We start from the raw sequence: 21,987 nt of genomic DNA, 5'->3' as shown, positions 1-21,987 counted from the left end.
CGCCGGTCGACGCTCACCCGGCCGGCGCCCTGCGCAGGGCGCTTGCCGTAGCCCTCCCGCGAGGATGCCCGAGTAGACTCGGCTGCGGTGAGCCGGGAAGCCTGGTCGGCACGACGTCGACCCCTGCTCTGAAGGAGCCCCGCTTCCCGTGACGTTCGCCATCATCCTCTTCGTCGTCGCGCTGGCGATCATCGCCAGCGAAAAGGTCGACCGCACGAAGATCGCGCTCGCCGGCGCCGTCATCGCGCTGCTGACGCAGACCATCGATCAGGAAGCCGCCATCCTGGCGATCGACTGGGCCACGATCGGCCTGCTCGTCGGGATGATGATCGTGGTCAAGCTCACCGAGACGACCGGCCTCTACACGTATCTCGCGATTCGCGCCGGTCAGGCGAGCAAGGGCCGGCCGCTGGCCCTCGTGCTGCTGCTCGGCGGATCCACGGCGCTGCTCAGCGCGTTCCTGGACAACCTCACGACGGTGCTGCTGATGGTGCCGATCACCTTCCTGCTCGCCGACGCGCTGGACATCGACCCGATCCCGCTCGTGCTGATCGAGATCTTCATGTCGAACATCGGCGGGACCGCGACGCTGATCGGCGACCCGCCGAACATCCTGATCGCCGGGGCGACCGGCCTGAGCTTCTCGGAGTTCCTCTTCAACCTCGCGCCGGTGGTGATCATCACCTTCGTCGTCGTGATCACGCTCCTGTACTACCTCTACCGATCGCGGCTGCAGGTCGCGCCGGAGGCACGAGCGCGCGTGATGGAGCTCGACGCGGACAAGGCGATCGAGGACATGGCCGAGCTGAAGCGCCTGCTCCCCGTGCTGCTCGGGACGATCGCGCTGTTCTTCGTCCACAAGCCCCTCCACATCGAGCCGGCCACGGTCGCTCTCGCCGGGGCGGCGCTCATGCTGCTGATCACCACCCAGGCCATCGAGAAGACGCTCGCGAGCGTCGAATGGCCGACGATCTTCTTCTTCATCGGCCTGTTCGTCATGGTCGGCGCCCTCGAGGAGACCGGGGCGATCGGCGAGATGGCCGACGCGATCGCGGACGTCACCGGCGGCAACCGGACCGCCGAGCTGCTCGGCATCACGTGGTTCAGCGCGATCGCCTCGGGCATCGTGGACAACATCCCCTTCACGACGGCGATGATCCCGGTGGTCGAGCAGCTGAACGAGACCGACGACGCCGCCTATTGGTGGGCGCTGTCGCTCGGCGCGTGCTTCGGCGGCAACGCCACCATCATCGCGGCCGCGGCCAACGTCGCCGCGTCGGGCCTGTCCGAGCGCGCCGGCCGGCGGATCGGCTTCGTCGAGTTCCTCAAGGTCGGCATTCCCGTGACCTTCGTGTCCCTGCTCATCGCCACCGCGTACATCACGCTGCGCTACGTCTAGGAGACCAGACGCATGCCCCGCTCCATCACCGAGGCCACGATCCTGCGCGACGCACCGACCGTGACGTCGAGCCGGCCGGTCAGCGACGCGCTGCAGCTGCTCATCGACTCCAGGCTCCCGGCGATCCCGGTCGTCGACGAGAGCGGCGCGTTCCGCGGGATCTTCGGGGAGCGCGAGTTCATCGGCGCCCTGTTCCCCGGCTATCTGAGCCAGCTCGGCTCCGCGCGCTTCCTGACCCACAGCCTGGACGACACGATCGACCGTCGCTCGGGCTGCGTCGCCGAGCCGGTGGGCACGTACGCAAACACCGAGCACGTCGACGTGGACGTCGACGCGGCCGACGCGCAGCTCGCCGAGGTCTTCCTGCATCACCGCGTCCTCATCGTCCCGGTCACCGAGAACCGCCGCGTAGTCGGCGTCGTCACCCGCACGGCGTTCTTCCGCGAGCTCGCGACACGCGTGGTCGCACGAGCCGACGACGCATGAACGACGCCACGCCCGGCCCGATCGTCACCGCGACCCGGAAGGTCCGCGGCGCGATCGACCCGCTCACGGAGTTCCTCCACGACGAGGCCGCCGGCGGGATCGTGCTGGCCATCGCCACCGTCGTCGCGCTCGTGTGGGCCAACAGCCCGTGGAGCGAGGAGTACGTCGACCTCTGGCACACCACCCTCACGCTGGGGGTCGGCGACCTCGCGATCTCCGAGGACCTCGGTCACTGGGTCAACGACGGCCTGATGGCCGTCTTCTTCTTCGTCGTCGGCCTGGAGATCAAACGTGAGCTCGTCTGCGGCGAGTTGCAGGACCGGCGTGCCGCGACGCTCCCGGTGGTCGCTGCGATCGGCGGCGTCGCCGTGCCGGCGCTCGTGTTCACCGCGCTCACCACCGGGTCGCCGGCGGCGTCCGGGTGGGCGATCCCCGCCGCGACCGACATCGCGTTCGCCGTCGGCGTCCTGGCGCTGCTGGGCGACCGGATCCCCGCGTCGCTCAAGCTCTTCCTGCTCACGATCGCCATCGTCGACGACATCGCCGCGATCGCGATCATCGCCGTCTTCTACGCGGACGGCATCCAGCTCGGCTGGCTCCTCGGCGCGGGCAGCGGGCTCCTCCTGGTCCTCGCGATGCGCCGGCTCGGCCTTGTCCGCCCCTGGCAGTACGTCCCGCTCGCCCTCGCGGTCTGGGTCGCGATGCACGAGTCCGGTGTGCACGCGACGATCGCCGGCGTCCTGCTCGGCCTGCTGACGCCGACCGGGATGGTCGGCGGCCGCAACATCCTGGAGGAGCTCGAGGACCGCCTGCACAACTACAGCGCGTTCCTCATCGTCCCGCTGTTCGCGCTGGCCAACGCCGGCGTCGACCTCGGCGGCGGCGCAGTCGCCGACGCCGCGAACAGCACCCTGGCATGGGCCATCGTCGCCGGCCTCGTCGTCGGCAAGCTCCTCGGCATCGCGGGCGCGACCTTCCTGGCACTGCGGCTGGGCTGGGGCACGCTCCCCGCCGAGGTGACCCGGACACAGGTCTGGGGCGCCGCCGCCCTCGGCGGCATCGGGTTCACCGTCTCGCTGTTCATCGCGCAGCTCGCCTACGACGACCCGGCGCTGATCGACACGGCAAAGATCGGCATCCTCGCCGGGTCGATCCTCAGCGGCATCTTGGGGATCATGCTTCTGCGGCGATCTCCCCCGCCGACCGCGGCGACGCCGCACGAGTGACGGCGCGGTCGGCCTCGGCGGGCGGGCCGTGGCGAGAGCGGCACCGCCGGCGCGTCGTGCTCTGCAGGGCTTCTCTGAGTCGGGGAGACAGGATTTGAACCTGCGACCGCCCGGGCCCACCCAGATCAGGAGGGTCCTGCTGGGTCAGAGAACCCCATTTCCAGGGGTCTAGGCCAGGTAGATCAGGCTGTGCACGGACACCGCGGCTCGAGTGCGTCACGACCGGGCCGTCACCGCCGGGACTAGCGCGCATCGACGGACCACTCGACGCCGAACTCCGCGAGTGCGTCGAGCGTCGTTGCGGGGTCGAGCGCTTGTGCGGGCGCCAGGACCCCACGGCCGGCGAAGTTCTCGGCGCCGAGCGCGGCGGCACCGTCGGCGATCGTCACTGCTGTGAGTCCGTAGACGTCGGGGCCGCTGACGATGCCGCGGGCGACGCGGCCGTCCTGACCGGTGGCCTCGGCCGTGATCGTCCAGCGCACGGCACGACGAGCGTCCTCGGAAGGGCCTTCGGGCAGCCGGCCGATCACCCGGTCGAGGAGGCCCTTCGCCGGGGTCCGGAGCAGCGACGGCAACAGCGGGGCGGTGACGGGCAGCACCCACGACGCGCGCGGCATGACCGACGCGCCCGAGATTCGCAGGACCATCTCCCCCGTCCGTACGTGCCGCGGCACCGTGACGACTTCGCCTGCCGGGTAGCGGGCGACGCGCTGCCGGCCGATGGCACCGGGGAACGTCATGAACTCGCGGACCGGTCGCGCACCTGCGCCGGTCGCCCAGTCACCGTCGACGAAGCCGATGTCGCGGCCGCCCATCGCCTCGAGCAGGGAGCGCTGCGTCCCGCGCGTCATCCCGAAGCCCTCCAGGTGGTAGGCGATGACGATCCGCGTGCACGGCTCGACGGCCACGCCGACGAGGTGCGCGAGTAGGTCACCGGGCGCGAAGTCCAGGCCCATTCCGGGCACCGCCGCGACGTCGGCGCGGCGGAGCTCATCGTCGTGGTCCTCGAAGGCCCTGTGGATCCAGCCCTGTTCCCCCGTGGTGTCGAGGTAGTGGGTCCCGGCTGCCGCGCAGGCACGCAGGACCGGGCCGCCGGTGTGGGCGAATGGCCCGGCGCAATTGGCCAGCACCGTCCCCGCGCCCGCAACACGGCACAGCGCATCGTGGTCCGATAGTGACGCGACGATCGTGTTTCGCACGAGCGGGCCGGCCAGTGCGGCCGCGGCCGTGAGCTTCTCCGCCGAGCGGCCCGCGAGCACCATCGGGACACCGCGCCGAGCGAACTCCGCGGTGACGAGCTTGCCCGTGTAGCCGGTCGCGCCGTAGACGACGACTGGTGCCTGGGGGCCCTTCGACGCGTCGCTAGATGGTGGGTCGATTCGGGTCATGGCGATCGTTATAGCAAAAAAACGAATCCTCGTTCTTTATTGTGGGCAGCTTGGTACGCTCGTCTCCTCGTGCCGAAGGTGGACGCCGAACACCTCGCCCGGCGGCGAGAGGAGATCCTCGACGCAGCCCGTCGCTGCTTCGCGCGGGACGGCTTCGCCGGCACGTCGATGGCCGCGATCGTCGCCGAGTCGGGACTCTCCACCGGCGCGATCTACAGCTACTTCAAGGGTAAGGACGAGCTCGTCACCGCCGTCGCGTGCGCAGCGTCCGACGGGGCCATCGAAGCACTCGACGACGACGCACTCGACGACCTCGTGGAGGGCCTCAGAACCCGCGCCCGGGACGAGGGCCAGGCCAAGCTCCTCGCCCAGGTCTGGGGCCTGGCGTCCACCTCCCCGGAGCTTGCAACGGTCGTGGGCGCCTCCCAGCGGCAGCTGCGCGACGGGCTCGCCGACGCCATCGAGGCCCACCGGGCCGACGGCACCCTGCCGCCCGGGCCGCGCTCCGTCGACGTGGCCGAAGCGTTCCTGGCGGTCTGCAGCGGCCTGAGCCTCCTGCTCGCCATCAACGAGGACACCGACGTCGCGCCGCACCGGGAGGCCCTCCGCATGCTCCTACACCAATCCGCGTCGATCTAGGCTGCGGCAATGAGCGAGGACGACGCGCAGCCGACGGGACGCGCCGCGCCCGCCGCGCTCGTCCCCGAGCTCGGTGTCGCCGACGAGCTCGTCGACGACATCGCCGCCGGCGCCGAGCTCAGCGTCGGCGAGCAGGTGGCACTCCTCGCGGCCCTGCGCCGAGTGCAGGCTGAGGAACTCGACCCGGTCGGCTCCCGGCGCGTGCTCGTCGAGGCCGCTGTCGACGTCCTGGACGCCGACATCGGGTGGCTGTCGCTCGTCGATCACGACAGAGACGGCTTCGTCGTCGTGCACCACGTCGGCATCGACGCGAACTTCGACATCGGCCGGCAGTCCGTGTCCGGGTTCGGGGCGCAGGCCGCGCGGCGGCAGGCGACGCTGATCGTCAACGACTTCGACCGGTCGACCCGTACACCCGCAGCATCGAAGGTGCAGCTGATCGCGGCTGGCGTACGCGCCCTGATCTGCACACCGCTGATCGCCGGCGAGCTCGTCGGCCTGCTGTGCATCGGCCGTCGGGGCGACGCGCGGTTCGAGCGGCGCGACAGCGTGCTGCTCGGGACCCTCGCCGCCCAGGGCGCGATGACGGTCCGCAACGGTGCGATGTTTGCCGAGGTCGAGCGGCGAACGAAGCACCTGCAGGCCGCACTCTCGATCGATGCGCGGGTCCACGCCGGCCTGATCGCCGGCGACGGGCTGGCCGGCGTCGCCCGCGTGCTCGCCTCGGCGCTCGGACGCGGGGTGTCCATCCAGCAGAACGTGGTCGCCGAGGAACCCGGCTGGTACGCGCCCGATGGCGCGCGGCTGACCCGACCCCCGGCGGCGGAGCACGTGCAGCGCGAGCTGGTAGCCGCCGGCGAGGAGCTCGGGGCGATTCAGGTCGACGGTGCCGACTCGCTCAGCGACCTCCAAGAGCAGGCGGTCGACGCCGCGAGCACCGCTGTCGTCTCCGAGCTCCTGGCCCGCCGCCGCGCCGAGGAGGCGGAGTGGCAGCTGCACGGTGAGCTCCTCGCCGAACTCGTCTCGACGCCCGCACCGGCGCCGCGAGCGCTCGCCATCCGCGCCGCTCGGCAGGGCCTCGACCTGGCAGAGCCCGCGACCGTCATGGCGGTGGTGCGCCACCGGCCGCTGCGCGGGTCGACCTCGCTGCTGCTGGAAGCCCGCTCGGCCGTACGGTCCCGCCTCCCGGCGGGAAGCGCGGTCCTGGCCTTCGACCGCGGTGACTCGGTGGTCCTCGCGCTCCCGGCCGAGGCCTCCATCCATGCGAGCGTCGTCGAGGCGTTGCGAACGAGCGGGCTGGTGCGGGCCGGGGTCGGCCGCGCCGCGGCAGGCGACCACCAGCGCGCGCTGCGCCAAGCCGACGCGTGCCTGGCGCTGGCCGCTGACCCGGGCCGCGAGGATCTCGTCGACGTGGCCGACCTCGGACTGTTCCGCACGATCGTCGACGGCGACTCCCAGGACGCGGCCGCGACGGTCCGCCGGGCGCTCGGAGCCGTCCACCTCGCCGACCGAGTCGCGCGGATACCGCTCCTCGACACCCTCGCCGCGTACTGCAGAGCCGAGGGCCGTGTCGAGCACGCGGCTCGACTGTGCCACATCCACGAAAGCACGATGCGTTATCGACTGGACCAGTTGACGGAGGTCCTCGACCTCAAGGGCGGGCCAGGCAGACTGCTTGAGCTGCGAGTCTCCGTCGAGGCGCTCGCCGTCCTCCGCGCCGCCGGAAGCGACCCTTTCGACTGATCACGCGGTCGACGGCCTACGTTCAGTTTCGTGACCCAGCGTTGCTAGCGTCCAGGGCATGCAGCGCACCAGCTACCAAGCGAGCAACTGCACCATCGCCGCGACACTCCAGGTCCTCGGCGAGAAGTGGACGCTGCTGATCATCCGCGAGAGCTTCTTCGGGGCGACGCGCTTCGAGCAGTTCATGACGGTGCTCGGCTGCCCGCGGAACCTCCTCTCGGAGCGCCTGGGCAAGCTCGTGGACGAAGGCATCCTGGAGCGGTCGGAGTACCGCGAGCCCGGCAGCCGGGCCCGCGACGAGTACCGCCTGACCGCGACGGGCAAGGAGCTGATGCCGATCCTCATGGCGTTCATGCAGTGGGGCGATCGCCACCGCGGCCCGGCCGACGGTCCGCCGATGCTCGTGCAGCACGTCGCCTGCGGCGCACCACTGGAGCTCGTGCTGACCTGCACCGAGGGGCACGTCGTCTCGAGCCCGGACGACGGGGTGATCATCCCCGGGCCGGGCGCGCTCCCGGCGGTTCCCGCGTGACCCCATGCTAGGTACAGAAGAAAAACTCAGCTGTGGTACGGTCGCGGCACACGACCCACGACGAAACGAGGACGACATGCCGCTCTACCAGGTGATCGCCCAGGAGGACCTGCTCACCGACGACATCCGCCGCCGGATCGCTGGTGAGATCACGCGGATCCACACCGAGAACACCGGGGCCCCGGCGATCTTCGTCAACGTCCTCTTCCAGGACGTGTCCCCCGGCCGCCTGTTCACCGCGGGCCAGCCGTCGCACACGACGATCATCGTCGGCCAGGTGCGCGAGGGTCGCGAGCTCGCCGTGCGGCAGGCGCTGCTGCAGGACCTCGCCGCCATGTGGACCGCGGAGACGGGACAGAGCGGCGGCGAGCTACTCATGGCGATCCAGGAGGTCGACCCGCGCGTGGCGATGGAGGCCGGCCTGATCATGCCCGCGCCCGGGGACGAAGCAGCCTGGTTCGCCGAGCACGAGGACCGGCTCCGCGAGCTGGGGCTGGCCACCCCCTGACGTCGGCTCCCCGCGCCCGTCAGCTCGCGGGCGCGGACTCAGCCGTGGGCGTCATGTCGTCGAAAAACGAGGGTCGACGCTGCCCGAGACCTTCCGCGTGGGGAACCCCAGGCCTGACTGCCACCACCGTCGCCACGACCGCGGCCGCATGGCGACGGCTCCGAACAGGGGCAGCGGGTCGAAGTACGTCACGCGGCCCTTGACGAGCCCGTCCTCGAACCAGAACCGGTCGCACGCGACCCAGCTCACAGGTCGCCCGCCGATGGTCCCGCCGAGGCGTACATCGACGTAGACACCGCCGTCGTACACGTTCGCCTCGACGACCTCGCCACGGAGATCCGGCACGAGGGCGTACACGCGGGCGAAGAAGTCGAGCATCCCCTCCGGCCCGAGCGCGTCAGGAGCCTGCGGCTGGACCGCCCGGTAGCCGGGGTGGGTCAGCGCCGCCAGACGAGCGACGCTCGCAAAGCTCCCGGCTGCGAACGCCTGACCGAAGAGCTTGATCCAGTGTTCGGGGCTCTCCACGCGAGCGGGAGCGGGGTGGGCATCAGCGTCGACGATTCCGGGCACGTCGAAAGCCTAGCCGTCTAAGTACAAATATACAACTCAGCCTGGTACGGTCGGCTATGACGACTCACGCCACCGCCACGCAGCCCCTCGGGCTCGAAGTCACGCAGCAGGGGCGCGTGCTCACCGCGCGACTCCACGGCGGGCCACGAGGCGAGCTCGGTCCCGAGATCGCCGCCGACCTCGCCGCCCTCGTCACCCGAGCCGAGGACGACGACAACGTCGGCGCCGTTGTGATCACCGGCACGCACCCGGAGCGGTTCGCCGCCCACGCCAGCGTGTCCTGGCTGCAGGACGCCGGCGCCGGCAGCCCGAACGTCTCCCCCCGCCTGGGATCAGCGGCCGTCCGCGCTGCCCAGGTGACGCGCCGCGTCCCCGGCGGGCGCAGAGCCGCCGGCCCGACCCCGCTGAGCGGCGTCATCGAGGTCGTCGACTTCCACGACACGTTCCTGCGCATGAACCGCTGCGGGGCGGTCTTCATCGCCGCACTCAACGGCTCCGCGCTCGGCGGCGGCTCCGAACTGGCGCTCGCCTGCGACTACCGGCTGATGGCCGCCGGCGACTTCGTCATCGGCCAGCCGGAGATCCTGCTCGGCTTCCCGCCCGGAGGCGGCGCGACCGTCCGCCTGACCCGCCTCGTCGGCTTACAGCAGGCGTTGAAGATCATGCTCGAGGGAAGCGCGGTCGACCCCGAGACCGCGCTCGAGATCGGCTACATCGACGAGGTGCTCGACCCCGCCGACCTGCTCGACCGCGCCCACGAGCTCGCCCGCCACCTCGCCAGGCGGCTGAAGCCGGCGGTCGCCGCCGTCAAGCGCGGCGCGTACATCGGCGGCGCGGCCGACCTCGACGCCGGCATGCGCGTGGAGAACGCCGGCTTCTTCTCGACGCTCACGAGCCCGGAGGCGCGAGCGCTGATGGCCGACTACATCGCTCAGACGACCGCTACGGACGACCTGCCGTTCTACGCGCCCGAGGACTACGCGAGGGCGCGCGCCGGAGGGAGGTACAGCAGCTCCCCGAGCGCTGTCTCGGACTGACGCCGCGCCGCTCGACCAGATCAGCTTCCGGCGTTCGTCTCGCAGGCGTGTCCGAGATGCGTGAGGAACGCACGGGCACGGAGTGCGAGCCAGAGGTCGAACGCATGGCTCCCTTCGATCCCGCCCACAAGGCCCCGAACGCGGGTGAGGCGGTACTTGAGTGTGCTCTCGCTGGTGCCTAGACGGTCGGCGGCGATCGCAAGTCGCCGCCCGCTGCTCAGGTAGGCGTCGAGCGACGCGAGCAGCGGCGCGCCGCCCCGGCGCTCCGCGGCCTGCACGGCCCCAAGGACATCGCTGACGTTCCGCTGCAGCTGCGTCACGGCGTCGGCGGCTCCGAGCAGGAACTCCAGCGGCCCCAGGTCGCCGACGGAGACCGCACGGCGGTTGGGCGCTTCCCGGGCGAGCGACAGGCACGCGAGAGCGGTCCTACTGGCACCCACGATCTCGGGCCGCCGCGCGCTGACACCCGCGCAGCGCACGTCCGGGCGCGCAAGCAGGGAGTCCACCGCTGCGTCAGGCGTCCAGCCCTCGGGCGCCGCGACAGCGAGCAGCGCGCAGTCCGGTCCTTCGGCGACGAGCACGTCCGCGACGGCGATGCCTCCGGTGGTCGCGCTTGCATGGAGGGCTGGGAGCTCGGCACCCGTGTGGGCGACAGCCACGACGACGACCGGGCGTCGCAGATCGAACCCGATGCGCCGGGCGCGTTCGGCGATGTGTGCCTCAGTGACGCCCACGCCGTCCAGCAGCGACCCGAGCAGCTGAGCGCCCGTCCGCACCCGCGCCTCTTTGAGTGCGCGCTCGCGCGCCATCTCCTGGGCCAGCAGGCTCGTCGCCTGCTGGACGCTCACCGCGTCCGCAGGGTTCAGCGGACGGCCGTACACGTGAAGGTCGCCGTAGCGCTCGCGCCCAGCGACGACGGGCGCGACCTCGACGCCGGGAAGCTCGCCGTCCGACGCCGGTACGTAGTCGACCCGTCGGCCGATGTCGCGCTCGAGTGCACGTCGCAGTCCGTCGACGCCCGCGTCGACGGCCGCCCTTGAAAGTCGCGCGGCAACGCGCGCCGAATGCTCAACCAGCGCGTGCTGCTCCTGCAGCTCACGTCGCAGCCTGCCGTTCCGCAGCGCCAGTGCAGCCTGCCCGGCCAAAGCCGCGGCCAGTTCGATCTCTGCTGGACCGAAGGGCAGAAGCCGGCGGCGCGCGACGTACAGCACACCGGCGGCCTCGTCCCCGCCCTCCCGAAGCGGCAGGCAGAGCACGGTCGCCGCCGCCTCCGACCAGGCCAGGAACGGCGTCACCGGTGGTGCGGCCCGGTCGGCGTAGGCGCGGTAGTCGACGACGAGCACCGGGCAGCCGAGGTCGAGGCAGACCCGGCCGATCCCGGTCTGGTCGGGTGCCAGCTCGGCGGCCCACGACTCGACCTGGTGACCGACGCTCGCCGAAACCACGCCTCGCCCCGACGGCAGGCGGCCCGTCGGGCGCCAGACGCTGCTGAGGTCCGCGCGGAGCAACGCCTGGGCGTTGTGGACCGTCAGCCTCAGCACCTCATCCACATCGGACTCGGACGCCTGGATCGCCCGGTAGGTGGAGAAGACGCGATCGAGCGCACCCGCCGGCAGGCTCTCGCCGGCGAGGCCCCAGGCCCCTAAGCCGCCGATCGCACCGTCGGCACCCAGGACGACGAACGGCTCCTGCGCATCTGTCTCGAACCGAGGAGGAATGGACGCTGATTCCTCGCTTTGGGACATAGCTCCATGCTGTCACAGCGGCGTACGTTCGTCCCATGATGAATCACGATCAGGGGACGGGGACGCTGCAGGGGCCCGCCGGCGACGACCTCGCCGCGGCCCGGGCGCATCTCCCGCTGTACGACACGAAGAACCGGCTGAAGCTCGGCACCTTCGCCACGAACGTCAGCAACGGCATGAGCATCTCGCACGCGCCGACGAGCTTCGAGATCACGTGGGAGCACACCCTCGGCCTGGCACGCCAGGCCGAGGCGATGGGACTGGACGTCCTGATCCCGCTCGGCCGCTGGCGCGGCTTCGGGGGCGAGACGAACTTCAACGGCGAGAACTTCGAGACCTACACATGGGCGGCAGGGCTTGCGCAGGCGACCGAGCGGATCATGGTCTTCGCCACCTCCCACGTCCCGGTCATCCACCCCATCGTGGCGGCGAAGCAGGCGGCGACGATCGACCACATCTCCGGCGGACGGTTCGGGCTGAACATCGTCATGGGCTGGTTCCAGCCGGAGATGGAGATGTTCGGCGCCGCCCAGCGCGAGCACGACGAGCGCTACCGCGTCGGCGAGGAGTGGCTGACGATCATCAAGCACCTCTGGACGGACGAGCAGCCGCTGAGCTTCGACGGCGAGTTCTTCACGATCGTCGAGGCCGAGGCGTGGCCGAAGCCGATCCAGCAACCGCACCCGGTGATCATGAACGCTGGCTCCTCCCCCGCCGGCAGCGACTTCTCCGCCCGTAACGCCGACGTCAGCTTCGTCACCGTCGACGACCCCGCCACCGCACGGCCGATGGTCGACGACTTCAAGCGACTCGCCCGCGACCGGTACGGCCGTGACCCCAAGATGTTCTCGGGCGCGTATGTCGTGTGCCGCGACACCGAGGCCGAGGCGCAGGACGCGCTACGCGAGATCCTCGAGAAGGGCGACCGGCAGGCCGCGAAGAACCTGATGTCGATCCTCGGCGTGCAGAGCCGCTCGTTCGACGACATCCTCGCCCAGAAGTCGGCCGAGGACCGCTTCATCGCGGGCTGGAGCGCGCCGACGTTCGTCGGCACCCCGGAGCAGATCGCCGAGCGGTTCGTGCAGGTCAGCGAGGTCGGCGTCGACGGGATGATGCTCGGCTTCCTCGACTACGCCTCCGAGCTCGCCTACTTCGACGAGAACGTCATGCCGCTGCTCAGGCAGGCCGGCCTGCGCGGCTGACCCCGCGCACCCACAACGACACGACAGCGAGGACTTACATGGGTCGACTGGACGACAAGCGCGCGGTCATCACCGGCGCGACCGGCGGCATCGGCACGGCGACGTGCTGGGCCTTCTGCCGGGAAGGCGCCGAAGTCATCGGCGCAGACATCAACGCTGACGCAGGCAAGGCCCTCGAGGCCGAACTGACCGCGGCCGGCTTCAGGTTCTCCTTCCGGGAGACGAACGTCACCGACGAGCAGCAGGTCCAGGCGCTGGCCGACCACGCCGCCGCCGACGGGACCGTCGACGTGCTCTTCGCGAACGCCGGCGTGATCCTCGGAAAGCCCGTGCTCCAAACGAGCCTTCAGGAGTGGAACACCGTCCACCTCAACAACGCCACGTCGGTCTTCCTGACGCTCGTCGCGTTCGGCCCGGTCATGACGAACCCTGGCGGCTCGATCATCGTGAACTCGTCCAGCGGCGCAACGATCGCCGTCCCGAACATGGCGGCTTACGCGGGCGCCAAGGCAAGCGCGATGGCGTTCGCCCGCACCGCCGCCATCGACCTCGCCCCCGGCATCCGGGTCAACTGCCTGCTTCCCGGCGCGATCGACACGCCGATGCCGCGCAGCTTCGTCTCCGCGCTCCCCGCAGAACAGCAGCAGGCCGTCATCGCCGGCCTGGAGGCGCAGCACGTCCTGAAGCGGCTGGGTCGTCCCGAGGAGGTCGCGAACACGGCGCTGTTCCTCGCCAGCGACGAGAGCTCCTTCTTCACCGCCGCCGCGCTGACCGTCGACGGCGGCGCCAACGCATGGTGACCACATCGCCCGGCGAGTTCCGGACCGTGATGGGTCACTTCGCCACCGGGGTGACGGTGATCAGCGCCGCCGACGGCGACACCGTGCACGCGGCGACCGTGTGCGCCGTCACCCCTGTGACCCTCGAGCCGCCGACCGTGCTCGTCTGCGTGAACCGCACGTCGGACACCGAATCGGCCATCCGGGCCAGCGACCGCTTCGCGATCAACATGCTCAGCACCGCCCAGCAGCACGTCGCCGATGCCTGCGCCCGGAAGGGCGTCGGCAAGCTCGACGGCCTGACGTTCGAGACCGGCGCCGGCGGCACCCCGGTGCTCGCGGCGACCCTCGCCCACCTGGAGTGCTCGGTCCTCGACGCGCAGGTCATCGGGACGCACTCCGTGTTCCTCGCCGCCGTCGCCCAGACCCGGACGGGCGCCGGTGACCCGCTGACCGTGTTCCGTGGCCGGTACGGCACGCTGACCACCGCCGCAGAGGGGCCGACGGCGTGAGCGTCGAACAGGTGACGTTCCTCCGGGTCTGCAACGCCTACGTCGTCCGCGAGGACGACGGCGTCACACTCGTCGACACCGGGCCCCGCCGCGGCCTCGGCGGAGTGCAGGCCGCGATCGCGCGGACAGGGCTGCCGCTCCGCCGGATCCTGTTGACCCACGCGCACTCTGACCACGTCGCCGGCGTCGACGATCTGATCGACGACGGTGTCGAGCTCATCGTCGGAAGGCGAGAGTCACGGCTGATGGCCGGGGACCTGTCGCTGACGGGTGCCGAGCAGCGTCGAATCAAAGCGCGCTCGGTCGCCGCGCCGACCGCGATCCCGACGCGGCTCGTCAGCGACGGCGACCTCGTCGGCTCCCTGCAGGTCTTCGACACACCTGGCCACTCCCCTGGGCACATCTCGCTGATCGACACGCGCGACGGACTGCTCATCGCCGGCGACGCACTGACGACCCTCGGCCGCGTCGCAGTCTCCGGCGACCTGATCTGGCGGTGGCCGTTTCCCGCGCTGCTCACCTGGGACAAGGAGGCCGCACGCCAAAGCGCCGCCCGGCTCGCCGAGCTTGCGCCGACGCGGCTCGCGACCGGCCACGGCCCGATCCTCGACGACGCCGCCGCGGCGATCAGGGCGGCGGTCGACCGTGCGTAGCGCCATCGACACTCTCACCCCTGCGAGCAGCTGCCCGGCGGGCGCGTCAGATGCGCGCGACGTGTCGCTCGCGTCTGACGAGGCCGTGCTCCGAGACGCCGCGGACCTGATCGCCCGGCGACGCCGCGAGCGGAGCGTCGAACGTGTCGTGTCGACCGCGCTCCCCACCGCCCACGGGACGTTCACCGCCGTCGGCTACCGATCGGTGGCCGACGGCGCCGAGCACATCGCGGTGGTCAAGGGCGACGTCGCCGGCAGGCATGACGTCCCGGTGCACATCCATCACGCCTGCCTTGCCGGCGACGTCTTCCACGCCCTCGCGTGTGACTGCGGCACTCAGATCGAGCACGCGCTGACCGCGATCGAGCGGCGAGGCGCGGGCGCGCTGCTCTACCTCGCCCGCGCAGACCGCGGCGAAGGCGGCCACGCCGGCCCGACCCACTCCGACGTCGGCGCCCAGATCCTCGCCGACCTCGGCCTCCCCTCCTCCACGGACATTCTCCAATGACCGCTGACAAGCTCCGCACCCTCCTCGACGGCGACGAGCTCATCGTCGCCCCCGGCGTGTATGACGGCATCTCCGCAAGCGTCGTCGGGCGCCTCGGGTTCCGCGCCGCCTACATGACCGGCGCCGGCGTCGCGGCCGCCGGCTACGGCCTTCCGGACATCGGCCTCGTCACCCTCACCGAGATGACCGACCGCGCCCGCATGCTCGCGCGCGTCCTCGACGACATCCCCCTCATCGCCGACGCCGACACCGGCTACGGCTCGCCGGTCAACGCCGCGCGCACCGTCACCGAGTACGAGCGCGCCGGGGTCGCCGCGATCCAACTCGAGGACCAGACCTTCCCGAAGCGCTGCGGGCACCTCACCGGCAAGGAGGTCGTCGAGGCGGACGATTTTGCCCGCACCCTGGACGCCGCCCTGACCGCGCGAACCGACGCGCTGATCGTCGCCCGCACCGACGTCCTGTCCCTCCACGGCGTCGACGCGGCGATCGCCCGCGCCCAGCGCTACGTCGCAATCGGCGCCGACCTCATCTTCGTGGAGGCACCGAGCACGATCGCCGAGATCGAGCAGATCGCCGCCGAGGTCGACGCGCCGCTCCTCCTGAACCTCGTCCCCGGCGGCCGGACGCCCGACCCCGGCGCGGCGCGGCTGACCGAGCTCGGCTACCGGATGACCATCCATCCCGGCGCCGCCCTGCGCGCGGTCGCCGACGCCACGATCACGGCGCTCGGCGAGCTCGCCGGCGTCACCGAACCTGACCACAGCGCCGCAGGACTCAGAGGGTTCTTCGAGCTCTTCGACCTCGCCCGCTGGAACGCCATCGGAGCCCCGCAATGAGCATGACCATCATCGAGAAGATCCTCGCCCGCGGCGCTGGCCTGGACCACGTCGCCCCCGGCGACGTCGTCGTCTGCGACGTCGACATGACCGTCCTCATCGACCTGCAGTTCGCGGTGAGCTGGCAGGAGCCGACCCGCATCGCGGACGCCGACAAGCTGGCCATCGTCATGGACCACGCTGTCCCCGCGCCCACCGTCGGCGACGCCGATGGCGGCGTGCGCGCCCGCGCGTTCGCCCGGCGCTTCGGCGTCGAGCGGTTCTACGACGTCGGCCGCCACGGCATCTGCCACCAGGTCATCGCCGAGAACGGCCTCGCCCGCCCCGGGGAGATCCTCACCTGCACCGACTCCCACACCTGCGCCGGTGGCGCGTACAACACCGCCGCCCGCGGCCTCGGCCCACTCGAGATCTTCTCGATCATGTGCACCGGCAAGACCTGGTTTCAAGTCGCGCCGACCATCCGCTACGAGCTCACCGGCACCCGACCCGACGCCGTCAGCGGCAAGGACATCTTCCTCCACATCGCCGGCACCTACGGCGACGCCACCAACCGCAACCTCGAGTTCGGCGGCCCCGGCCTCGCCAGCCTGCCGATGAACGACCGTCGCACCATCGCCACCCAGGGCGCCGAGATCTCCGCCGACTTCACCACCTTCCCAGCCGACGAGCTCTGCCGCGCCTTCCTCGCCGAGCGCAGTGACCGCCCGTTCCAGGTCGCCGATCCTGACCCGGACGCCGTCTACGAAGACGTCCGCGAGATCGACCTCGGCGCGCTCGAGCCGTACGTCGCACGCCCCGGCGGCGTCAGCGACAACGCCGTCCCCATCTCGCAGATCGACCGGCGCAAGGTCGACCAGTGCTTCATCGGCTCCTGCGCCAACGGCCAGCTCGAGGACCTCGCGATCGCTGCGGACGTCCTCCGCGGCCGCCGGGTCGCCGACGGCGTGCGCCTGATCGTCACCCCCGCCTCCCAGGCCGTCTACACGCAGGCGGTCAAGGCCGGCTACGTCGAGGCGCTCAGCGAGGCCGGCGCGATCGTCACGAACTCCACCTGCGGCGCCTGCTTCGGCTACCACATGGGACTGCTCGGAGCCGGCGAAGTCTGCCTCACCGCCAGCACCCGCAACTTCAGAGGCCGCATGGGCAGCCCCGACGCCGAGATCTACATGGCCTCCCCCCGATCCGTCGCCGCCGCCGCCATCGCCGGCCACATCATCGACCCCAGGGAGCTCGCATGATCATCGACGGACGCGTCTGGGTCTTCGGCGACGCCGTCGACACCGACAACATGTACCCCGGCTTCGCGATCCGGATGAGCCCCGAAGAAGCCGCCAAGCACGTGTTCTACGACCTGCGCCCCGGCTGGACCGACGAGGTCCGCCCGGGCGACATCGTCGTCGCCGGCCGCAACTTCGGCCTCGGTTCGAGCCGCCCCGTCGCGACCCTGTTCCAGCACCTCGGCGTCGCCGCCCTCATCGCCGATGAGTTCAACTCCCTGTTCCTCCGCAACGCCGTCAACTCCGGACTCCCTGCCGTCACGATCCCCGGCGTCTCGGAGGCACTCGAGGACGGCGACGAGATCCGCGTGGACGTAAAGAGCACCGACCTCATCCGAGCATCCGACGGCCTGACGCTCGCCGGTACGCCGATGCCCGACTACGTCTACGACATCGTCGCCCGCGGCGGCTTGCGACCCAAGCTCCAGGCGGACGGCTTCCTGCCCGCCTGATCGCGCGGCAGCCGTGAGACCTCATCGGAGGGCACGACGCGAGATGAAGCCAACCGACGTCGATCGTCGCCTTGAGCTCCAAGCAGACACGCGCATCCTCGGCGACCCCGGCCTGGAGTGGCTGGGGCGCCCTCTGCATCGGTAGGTCGAGCGGTTGCGAGCCTCGAGTGCGGCGCGACGAGCCCGCTTAGGTGTACCCGGACGGTGCACGAACGGTCCGAAATGACGGTCGACTGAACCCACCAGAACGAGAAAAACCCCGCATTTGCAGGGCTTCTCTGAGTCGGGGAGACAGGATTTGAACCTGCGACCGCCCGGCCCCCAGCCGGGTGCGCTACCAGACTGCGCCACTCCCCGTGGTGCGTCGAGGGAGGCATGTTACCCGCGGCCTGCCACCGGCGGCGTGCGCCTGCGGCCAGCCCGCGGTGTGAAGGGAATGTGAGAGCCTCGCCACATGGGGACCTGCTCGCGCGCCCGCGCGCTTCTCACCGTCACCGCGGTGATGCTGACCACTGCGGCCGCGACCGCGCCGACCGGCCGGGCGCAGGCGCCGGTGCCCGCCCCCTCCCCCACGGCCGCGTGCGCCCAGCTCGCGCCCATCGCCCTTCCGTGCACGCTGCTCGGCAAGGCGACCGAGGCGTTGTCGGCCGCGTGCCGCCGGGCCGGCGTCCCCGACGCGCAGTGCACGCTCCCCCTCGCCAAGCGGGTCACGCGCGCGGAGAAGGACGCGTACCTGACGTCGGCGGTGCACCGCAACGCCCAGTTCCAGTCCCGGCTCGGCGACGCACTGCCGCTGCTGCAGGCGCCCTGGCTGGGGACGCACAACTCGTTCAACAGCGTGAGCGAGGAGTTCACGGCCTCGCGCTCGGACTCGAACCAGCAGCTGAGCCTCACCGACCAGCTCGACATCGACATCCGGTCGCTCGAGATCGACCTGCACTACCTCGCGCGGTCCGGCGCCCCGGGGGGCCGCGAGGTGGTGGTCTGCCACGGGCAGGGACCGTCCGCCCTCGACGCCGGCTGCACCAGCGAACCGCCGTTCACCGCGGTTCTGCCCGAGGTCGCGAACTGGCTGAACGCGCCGGGCCACGCGGACGAGGTGCTGCTGCTCTACCTCGAGGACGACATGGAGAACGACGCGGCGTACCCGTTGGCGGTCGCGACGCTCGACGCAGTGCTCCGGCGCCCCGACGGCAGGTCGCTGATCTACCGCCCGGCCGCCGGGACGCGGGCCGCGAACGGCTGCTCGCCACTGCCGCTCACGCTGACCCGCGCGCAGGTCCGGGCGTCCGGCGCACGGGTCGTCCTGGTGGGCAAGTGCGCCAAGGGCTGGGCGAGCAACGTGCATGACTGGAACCCGGTCCACGTGGAGAGCGGCCGGACCGCCGCCTACCGGCCCTACCCGGCCTGCGACGGCACCTACGCCCGCAGCGTCTACGCGACCAAGCTCGTGCGCTACTACGAGGACTCGACCCTGGTCGCGACCGTGATCGACCCGGCGACGCCGTCCGTCGATCCGGAGGCACTCACGCCGGCCAAGGTCGCCGCGATGACCGCCTGCGGCGTCGGGCTCTTCGGCTTCGACCAGCTGCTGCCGCAGGACGGCCGCATAGCGGCGTCGATCTGGAGCTGGGCCGCCGGCCAGCCGAAGGCGACGGCGACCTGCACCGTCCAGGGAACGGACGCCCGCTGGCGCACGTCGCGCTGCACGGTCGCCCGCCGGGCGGCGTGCATCAGGAGCGGGACCCGCTGGACGCTGACCGCCAAGGCCGTGCCGTTCTCCCGCGCGCGGAAGGCGTGCCGCAGCCGCGGCGCGCGTTTCGCCGTCCCGCGGTCCGGCCTGCAGAACCAGCAGCTGCACGCGGCAGCCGGCGGACCGCACGCGGTCTGGATCGCGCACCGCACGCGCTGACGCGCCACACCCACGGCGCCGCTGTCAGGGCTTGCACCGCATGGTGGGCAGTACCTGACAGCGAGCGCCCCCGCGGGCCGGCCCGGCGCGCGCGCCGCACCCCGGCGGAAGTTCTTGTCAAGTCGACAACAATCGACTATTGTCGCTTCGACAAGAACCATGCACCAGCTCCTCGAGACCCTCAACGACCCCGCCTTCCACCTCGCCGGCGCGCCCACGTCCTGGGCCGAGCTGCTCGGCTTCGTCACGGGGATCATCACCGTGTCGCTGGCCGCGGCCGGCCGCGTGTCGACGTTCGCGTGGGGCATGCTCAACTCGGCCTTCTTCTGCGTCCTGTTCGTCGACGCGCGCCTGTTCGCCGACGCCTCGCTGCAGATCGTCTTCATCTGCCTCGGCGTCCAGGGGTGGTGGGCGTGGCTGCGTTTCGGCCCGAACCACACCGAGCTGCAGACCAGCTCGGCGTCGCCGGCGCTGCTGCTGACCACCGCGGCAGGGGTCGTCGTCGCCGCGCTGATCCTGATCCCGATCCTCGACGCGGCAGGCGACAGCGCGCCGGTGCTCGACGGCACCACCACGGCGATGAGCCTCGGCGCCCAGGCGCTGCTGAACCTGCGCAAGGTCCAGAGCTGGTACGTCTGGATCGCCGTCGACCTCATCTACGTGCCCCTCTACCTGTCCCGCGACCTGCTGCTGACCGCCATCGTCTACGTCGTCTTCCTGGGCATCTGCGTCAGCGCGCTGCGGTCGTGGCGGGCCGAGGTCCAGGGGACGCGCCCGACTGCGAACACGCCCGCGGTGACGGCATGAGCGTCCACGGCGTCGTGCTCGGGAAGTTCTACCCGCCGCACGCCGGCCACCACCACCTGATCGACACGGCGGTCGCGCAGTGCGACACGGTGACCGTGATCCTCGCCGGCGCGACCTGCGAGTCGATCCCGCTGGAGCTGCGCGCGGCCTGGCTGCGCGAGCGGCACCCGGACGTCCGCGTCGTGGCCGGTGTCGACGACCATCCCGTCGACTACACCGACCCGCACGCGTGGGACGTGCACATGGAGGTCTTCCTGCGACTCTGCCCCGAGCCCGTCGACCTCGTCTTCAGCTCGGAGGCGTACGGCGAAGAGCTCGCCCGTCGCTTCGGCGGCGCGCGGCACGTGCTCGTCGACCTCCCTCGCCGCGCCGTCCCGGTGTCGGGGACGGCGGTCCGCGCCGACCCGCCGGGGCAATGGGCGCTCATCGGCCCGGCGGTCCGCGCGTACCTGACGAGGCGCATCGCGCTGGTCGGCGCCGAGTCGACCGGGACGACGACCCTCGCCCGCGCCCTGGCCGCCCACTACGCCACCGAGTGGGTGCCGGAGTACGGCCGTCGCTACACGGAGGAGCTCGTGGACAGCGGCGTCGCGATGGACGCGATCGTGTGGGACGACGCCGCCTTCGAGCTGATCGCCCGCCGCCAGTGCCAGGAGGAGGACGACGCCGCCCGCCGCGCCAGCCCGGTGCTGATCTGCGACACCCCCGCGCTGGCGACAGCCGTCTGGCAGGAGCGCTATCTGGGCCACACGAGCGCCGCGGTCGAAGCGATCGGCGCCTCGCGCGAGTACGCGCTGCACATCCTCACCGGCCCGGAGATCCCCTTCGAGCAGGACGGCTACCGCGACGGCGAGCACGTCCGCGCGTGGATGACCGGACGCCTGCGGGAGCGGCTCACCGCGGTGCGGGCGCCGGTCATCGAGGTCACCGGAACGCTCGAGGAACGCATGGCGGCGAGCGTCGCCGCCATCGACGCGGCCCTGGTCTGGACCTTCGCGGAGCCCCTCGGATGAGCGAGCGCGCCTTCCTGCAGGGGTACGACGCGAGTGCGTACCCCGCCGTTGCGGTGACCGTCGACGTCGCGCTCCTGACCCTGCGCGAGGGCCGCCTGTGCGTGCTCCTGGTGGAGCGTGGCGAGCACCCGTTCCGCGGCAGCTGGGCGCTGCCGGGCGGCTTCGTCCGGCCCGCCGAGTCGCTCGACGACGCCGCCGCCCGCGAACTGCGCGAGGAGACCGGCGTGGAGCGAGAGGCCGCGCACCTGGAGCAGCTCGGCTCATACGGCGATCCCGGCCGGGACCCCCGGATGCGCGTCGTCAGCGTCGCCTACATCGCGATCGTCCCCGACGCCCCCGATCCGCAGGCCGGGACGGACGCGCGGTCCGCTCGCTACTGGCCCGTCGAAGACCTCGCCACGACAGGCGGTCGCGGCCGAGCCGGGCTCGCGTTCGACCACGCGCGGATCCTGGGCGACGCCGTCGAGCGCGTGCGCGCGAAGCTCGAGTACTCCCCGATCGGCGCGTCGTTCTGCGAGCAGCCGTTCACGGTCGCCGACCTGCGCCGGGTCTACGAGGCGGTCTGGGGACATCCGCTCGACCCCGGGAACTTCCAGCGCAAGGTGCTGGGGACGCCGGGTTTCGTCGAGCCGACGGTGGACCGGTCCGCGTCGAGGGCGTCAGGCGGCCGACGGGCGCGCCTGTACCGGAGCGGCCGCTCGGTGACCCTGCACCCGCCGATTCTCCGACACGCACCAGGCGAACCCGATTAGTGTCG

The 21,987-nt window shown here is 71.4% G+C and carries 23 protein-coding genes and 1 tRNA gene; 20 read left to right on the top strand and 4 right to left on the bottom strand.

Annotated elements, in window-relative coordinates; translation table 11 throughout:
• The first annotated feature begins 148 nt into the window (after nt 1-148).
• The 3 genes from DSM112329_RS10270 to nhaA are packed head-to-tail and all read left to right on the top strand — an operon-like array spanning nt 149 to nt 3,111.
• A complete protein-coding gene (locus DSM112329_RS10270; protein ID WP_354701726.1) occupies nt 149-1,399 on the top strand; it encodes an ArsB/NhaD family transporter in 1,251 nt (416 codons plus the stop codon).
• Nucleotides 1,400-1,411: 12 nt separating this feature from the next.
• Nucleotides 1,412-1,885 carry a CBS domain-containing protein gene (locus tag DSM112329_RS10265; protein ID WP_354701725.1) on the top strand — a complete coding sequence of 158 codons (474 nt, stop codon included), beginning with the start codon at nt 1,412-1,414 and terminating at the stop codon, nt 1,883-1,885.
• Nucleotides 1,882-3,111, top strand: coding sequence for a Na+/H+ antiporter NhaA (gene nhaA, locus DSM112329_RS10260; protein WP_354701724.1), 1,230 nt, complete (start codon nt 1,882-1,884; stop codon nt 3,109-3,111). Before DSM112329_RS10265 ends, nhaA begins: the two co-directional genes overlap by 4 nt.
• Nucleotides 3,112-3,353: 242 nt before the next feature.
• On the opposite strand, the gene DSM112329_RS10255 is transcribed toward nhaA, so the two are convergent.
• Complete coding sequence (locus tag DSM112329_RS10255; protein ID WP_354701723.1) at nt 3,354-4,499, bottom strand: saccharopine dehydrogenase NADP-binding domain-containing protein; 1,146 nt, start codon at nt 4,497-4,499, stop codon at nt 3,354-3,356.
• A 69-nt stretch (nt 4,500-4,568) separates the two neighbouring features.
• On the opposite strand from DSM112329_RS10255, the gene DSM112329_RS10250 reads away from it, so the two are divergent.
• From DSM112329_RS10250 to DSM112329_RS10235, 4 genes are all read left to right on the top strand, one after another.
• Nucleotides 4,569-5,138, top strand: a complete 570-nt coding sequence (locus DSM112329_RS10250) for a TetR/AcrR family transcriptional regulator (protein WP_354701722.1) — start codon at nt 4,569-4,571, stop codon at nt 5,136-5,138.
• Nucleotides 5,139-5,147: 9 nt separating this feature from the next.
• Nucleotides 5,148-6,881 (top strand): GAF domain-containing protein, encoded by a 1,734-nt coding sequence (locus DSM112329_RS10245; RefSeq protein ID WP_354701721.1) that lies wholly within the window; start codon nt 5,148-5,150, stop codon nt 6,879-6,881.
• Nucleotides 6,882-6,939: 58 nt separating this feature from the next.
• Nucleotides 6,940-7,413, top strand: a complete 474-nt coding sequence (locus tag DSM112329_RS10240) for a helix-turn-helix domain-containing protein (RefSeq protein ID WP_354701720.1) — start codon at nt 6,940-6,942, stop codon at nt 7,411-7,413.
• 76 nt (nt 7,414-7,489) lie between these two features.
• The gene (locus DSM112329_RS10235; protein WP_354701719.1) at nt 7,490-7,921 is read left to right on the top strand and encodes a tautomerase family protein; all 432 of its coding nucleotides are present in this window, start codon (nt 7,490-7,492) and stop codon (nt 7,919-7,921) included.
• 51 nt (nt 7,922-7,972) lie between these two features.
• On the opposite strand, the gene DSM112329_RS10230 is transcribed toward DSM112329_RS10235, so the two are convergent.
• Nucleotides 7,973-8,491 (bottom strand): nuclear transport factor 2 family protein, encoded by a 519-nt coding sequence (locus DSM112329_RS10230; RefSeq protein ID WP_354701718.1) that lies wholly within the window; start codon nt 8,489-8,491, stop codon nt 7,973-7,975.
• Between the two features lie 56 nt (nt 8,492-8,547).
• Between DSM112329_RS10230 and DSM112329_RS10225 the strand changes: the two genes are divergently transcribed.
• Entirely contained in the window at nt 8,548-9,528 is a 981-nt protein-coding gene (locus DSM112329_RS10225; RefSeq protein WP_354701717.1) for an enoyl-CoA hydratase/isomerase family protein, read from the top strand.
• Between the two features lie 20 nt (nt 9,529-9,548).
• On the opposite strand, the gene DSM112329_RS10220 is transcribed toward DSM112329_RS10225, so the two are convergent.
• On the bottom strand, nt 9,549-11,273 hold the full coding sequence (locus DSM112329_RS10220; RefSeq protein WP_354701716.1) for a helix-turn-helix domain-containing protein: 1,725 nt from the start codon (nt 11,271-11,273) through the stop codon (nt 9,549-9,551).
• A 35-nt stretch (nt 11,274-11,308) separates the two neighbouring features.
• On the opposite strand from DSM112329_RS10220, the gene DSM112329_RS10215 reads away from it, so the two are divergent.
• The 8 genes from DSM112329_RS10215 to DSM112329_RS10180 all read left to right on the top strand — a co-directional run bounded on the left by DSM112329_RS10215 (nt 11,309) and on the right by DSM112329_RS10180 (nt 17,498).
• The gene (locus DSM112329_RS10215; protein ID WP_354701715.1) at nt 11,309-12,475 is read left to right on the top strand and encodes an LLM class flavin-dependent oxidoreductase; all 1,167 of its coding nucleotides are present in this window, start codon (nt 11,309-11,311) and stop codon (nt 12,473-12,475) included.
• 38 nt (nt 12,476-12,513) lie between these two features.
• Nucleotides 12,514-13,275 (top strand): SDR family oxidoreductase, encoded by a 762-nt coding sequence (locus tag DSM112329_RS10210; RefSeq protein ID WP_354701714.1) that lies wholly within the window; start codon nt 12,514-12,516, stop codon nt 13,273-13,275.
• Complete coding sequence (locus tag DSM112329_RS10205; protein WP_354701713.1) at nt 13,269-13,766, top strand: flavin reductase family protein; 498 nt, start codon at nt 13,269-13,271, stop codon at nt 13,764-13,766. The genes DSM112329_RS10210 and DSM112329_RS10205 overlap by 7 nt, the downstream gene beginning before the upstream one ends.
• Nucleotides 13,763-14,419 (top strand): MBL fold metallo-hydrolase, encoded by a 657-nt coding sequence (locus DSM112329_RS10200; RefSeq protein ID WP_354701712.1) that lies wholly within the window; start codon nt 13,763-13,765, stop codon nt 14,417-14,419. Before DSM112329_RS10205 ends, DSM112329_RS10200 begins: the two co-directional genes overlap by 4 nt.
• 61 nt (nt 14,420-14,480) lie before the next feature.
• The gene (locus DSM112329_RS10195; RefSeq protein WP_354701711.1) at nt 14,481-14,927 is read left to right on the top strand and encodes a hypothetical protein; all 447 of its coding nucleotides are present in this window, start codon (nt 14,481-14,483) and stop codon (nt 14,925-14,927) included.
• Nucleotides 14,924-15,766, top strand: coding sequence for an isocitrate lyase/PEP mutase family protein (locus DSM112329_RS10190; RefSeq protein WP_354701710.1), 843 nt, complete (start codon nt 14,924-14,926; stop codon nt 15,764-15,766). Before DSM112329_RS10195 ends, DSM112329_RS10190 begins: the two co-directional genes overlap by 4 nt.
• Nucleotides 15,763-17,007 carry an aconitase/3-isopropylmalate dehydratase large subunit family protein gene (locus tag DSM112329_RS10185; RefSeq protein WP_354701709.1) on the top strand — a complete coding sequence of 415 codons (1,245 nt, stop codon included), beginning with the start codon at nt 15,763-15,765 and terminating at the stop codon, nt 17,005-17,007. Before DSM112329_RS10190 ends, DSM112329_RS10185 begins: the two co-directional genes overlap by 4 nt.
• Entirely contained in the window at nt 17,004-17,498 is a 495-nt protein-coding gene (locus tag DSM112329_RS10180; protein ID WP_354701708.1) for a 3-isopropylmalate dehydratase, read from the top strand. Before DSM112329_RS10185 ends, DSM112329_RS10180 begins: the two co-directional genes overlap by 4 nt.
• Before the next feature lie 283 nt (nt 17,499-17,781).
• Here DSM112329_RS10180 and DSM112329_RS10175 read toward each other — a convergent pair.
• Nucleotides 17,782-17,855, bottom strand: a tRNA-Pro gene (locus DSM112329_RS10175).
• 97 nt (nt 17,856-17,952) lie between these two features.
• Between DSM112329_RS10175 and DSM112329_RS10170 the strand changes: the two genes are divergently transcribed.
• The 4 genes from DSM112329_RS10170 (at nt 17,953) to DSM112329_RS10155 (ending at nt 21,982) form a co-directional block, all read left to right on the top strand.
• Entirely contained in the window at nt 17,953-19,410 is a 1,458-nt protein-coding gene (locus DSM112329_RS10170) for a hypothetical protein (protein WP_354701707.1), read from the top strand.
• Nucleotides 19,411-19,569: 159 nt separating this feature from the next.
• A complete protein-coding gene (gene pnuC / locus DSM112329_RS10165) occupies nt 19,570-20,217 on the top strand; it encodes a nicotinamide riboside transporter PnuC (protein ID WP_354701706.1) in 648 nt (215 codons plus the stop codon).
• Complete coding sequence (locus tag DSM112329_RS10160; RefSeq protein WP_354701705.1) at nt 20,214-21,230, top strand: AAA family ATPase; 1,017 nt, start codon at nt 20,214-20,216, stop codon at nt 21,228-21,230. Before pnuC ends, DSM112329_RS10160 begins: the two co-directional genes overlap by 4 nt.
• Nucleotides 21,227-21,982, top strand: coding sequence for an NUDIX domain-containing protein (locus DSM112329_RS10155; protein WP_354701704.1), 756 nt, complete (start codon nt 21,227-21,229; stop codon nt 21,980-21,982). Before DSM112329_RS10160 ends, DSM112329_RS10155 begins: the two co-directional genes overlap by 4 nt.
• The last annotated feature ends 5 nt before the right edge of the window (nt 21,983-21,987 follow it).

The organism is Paraconexibacter sp. AEG42_29, from assembly GCF_040581415.1.
In the GTDB taxonomy this organism is placed as follows: domain Bacteria; phylum Actinomycetota; class Thermoleophilia; order Solirubrobacterales; family Solirubrobacteraceae; genus Paraconexibacter.
This window is presented reverse-complemented; position numbering and strand designations above follow the sequence as displayed.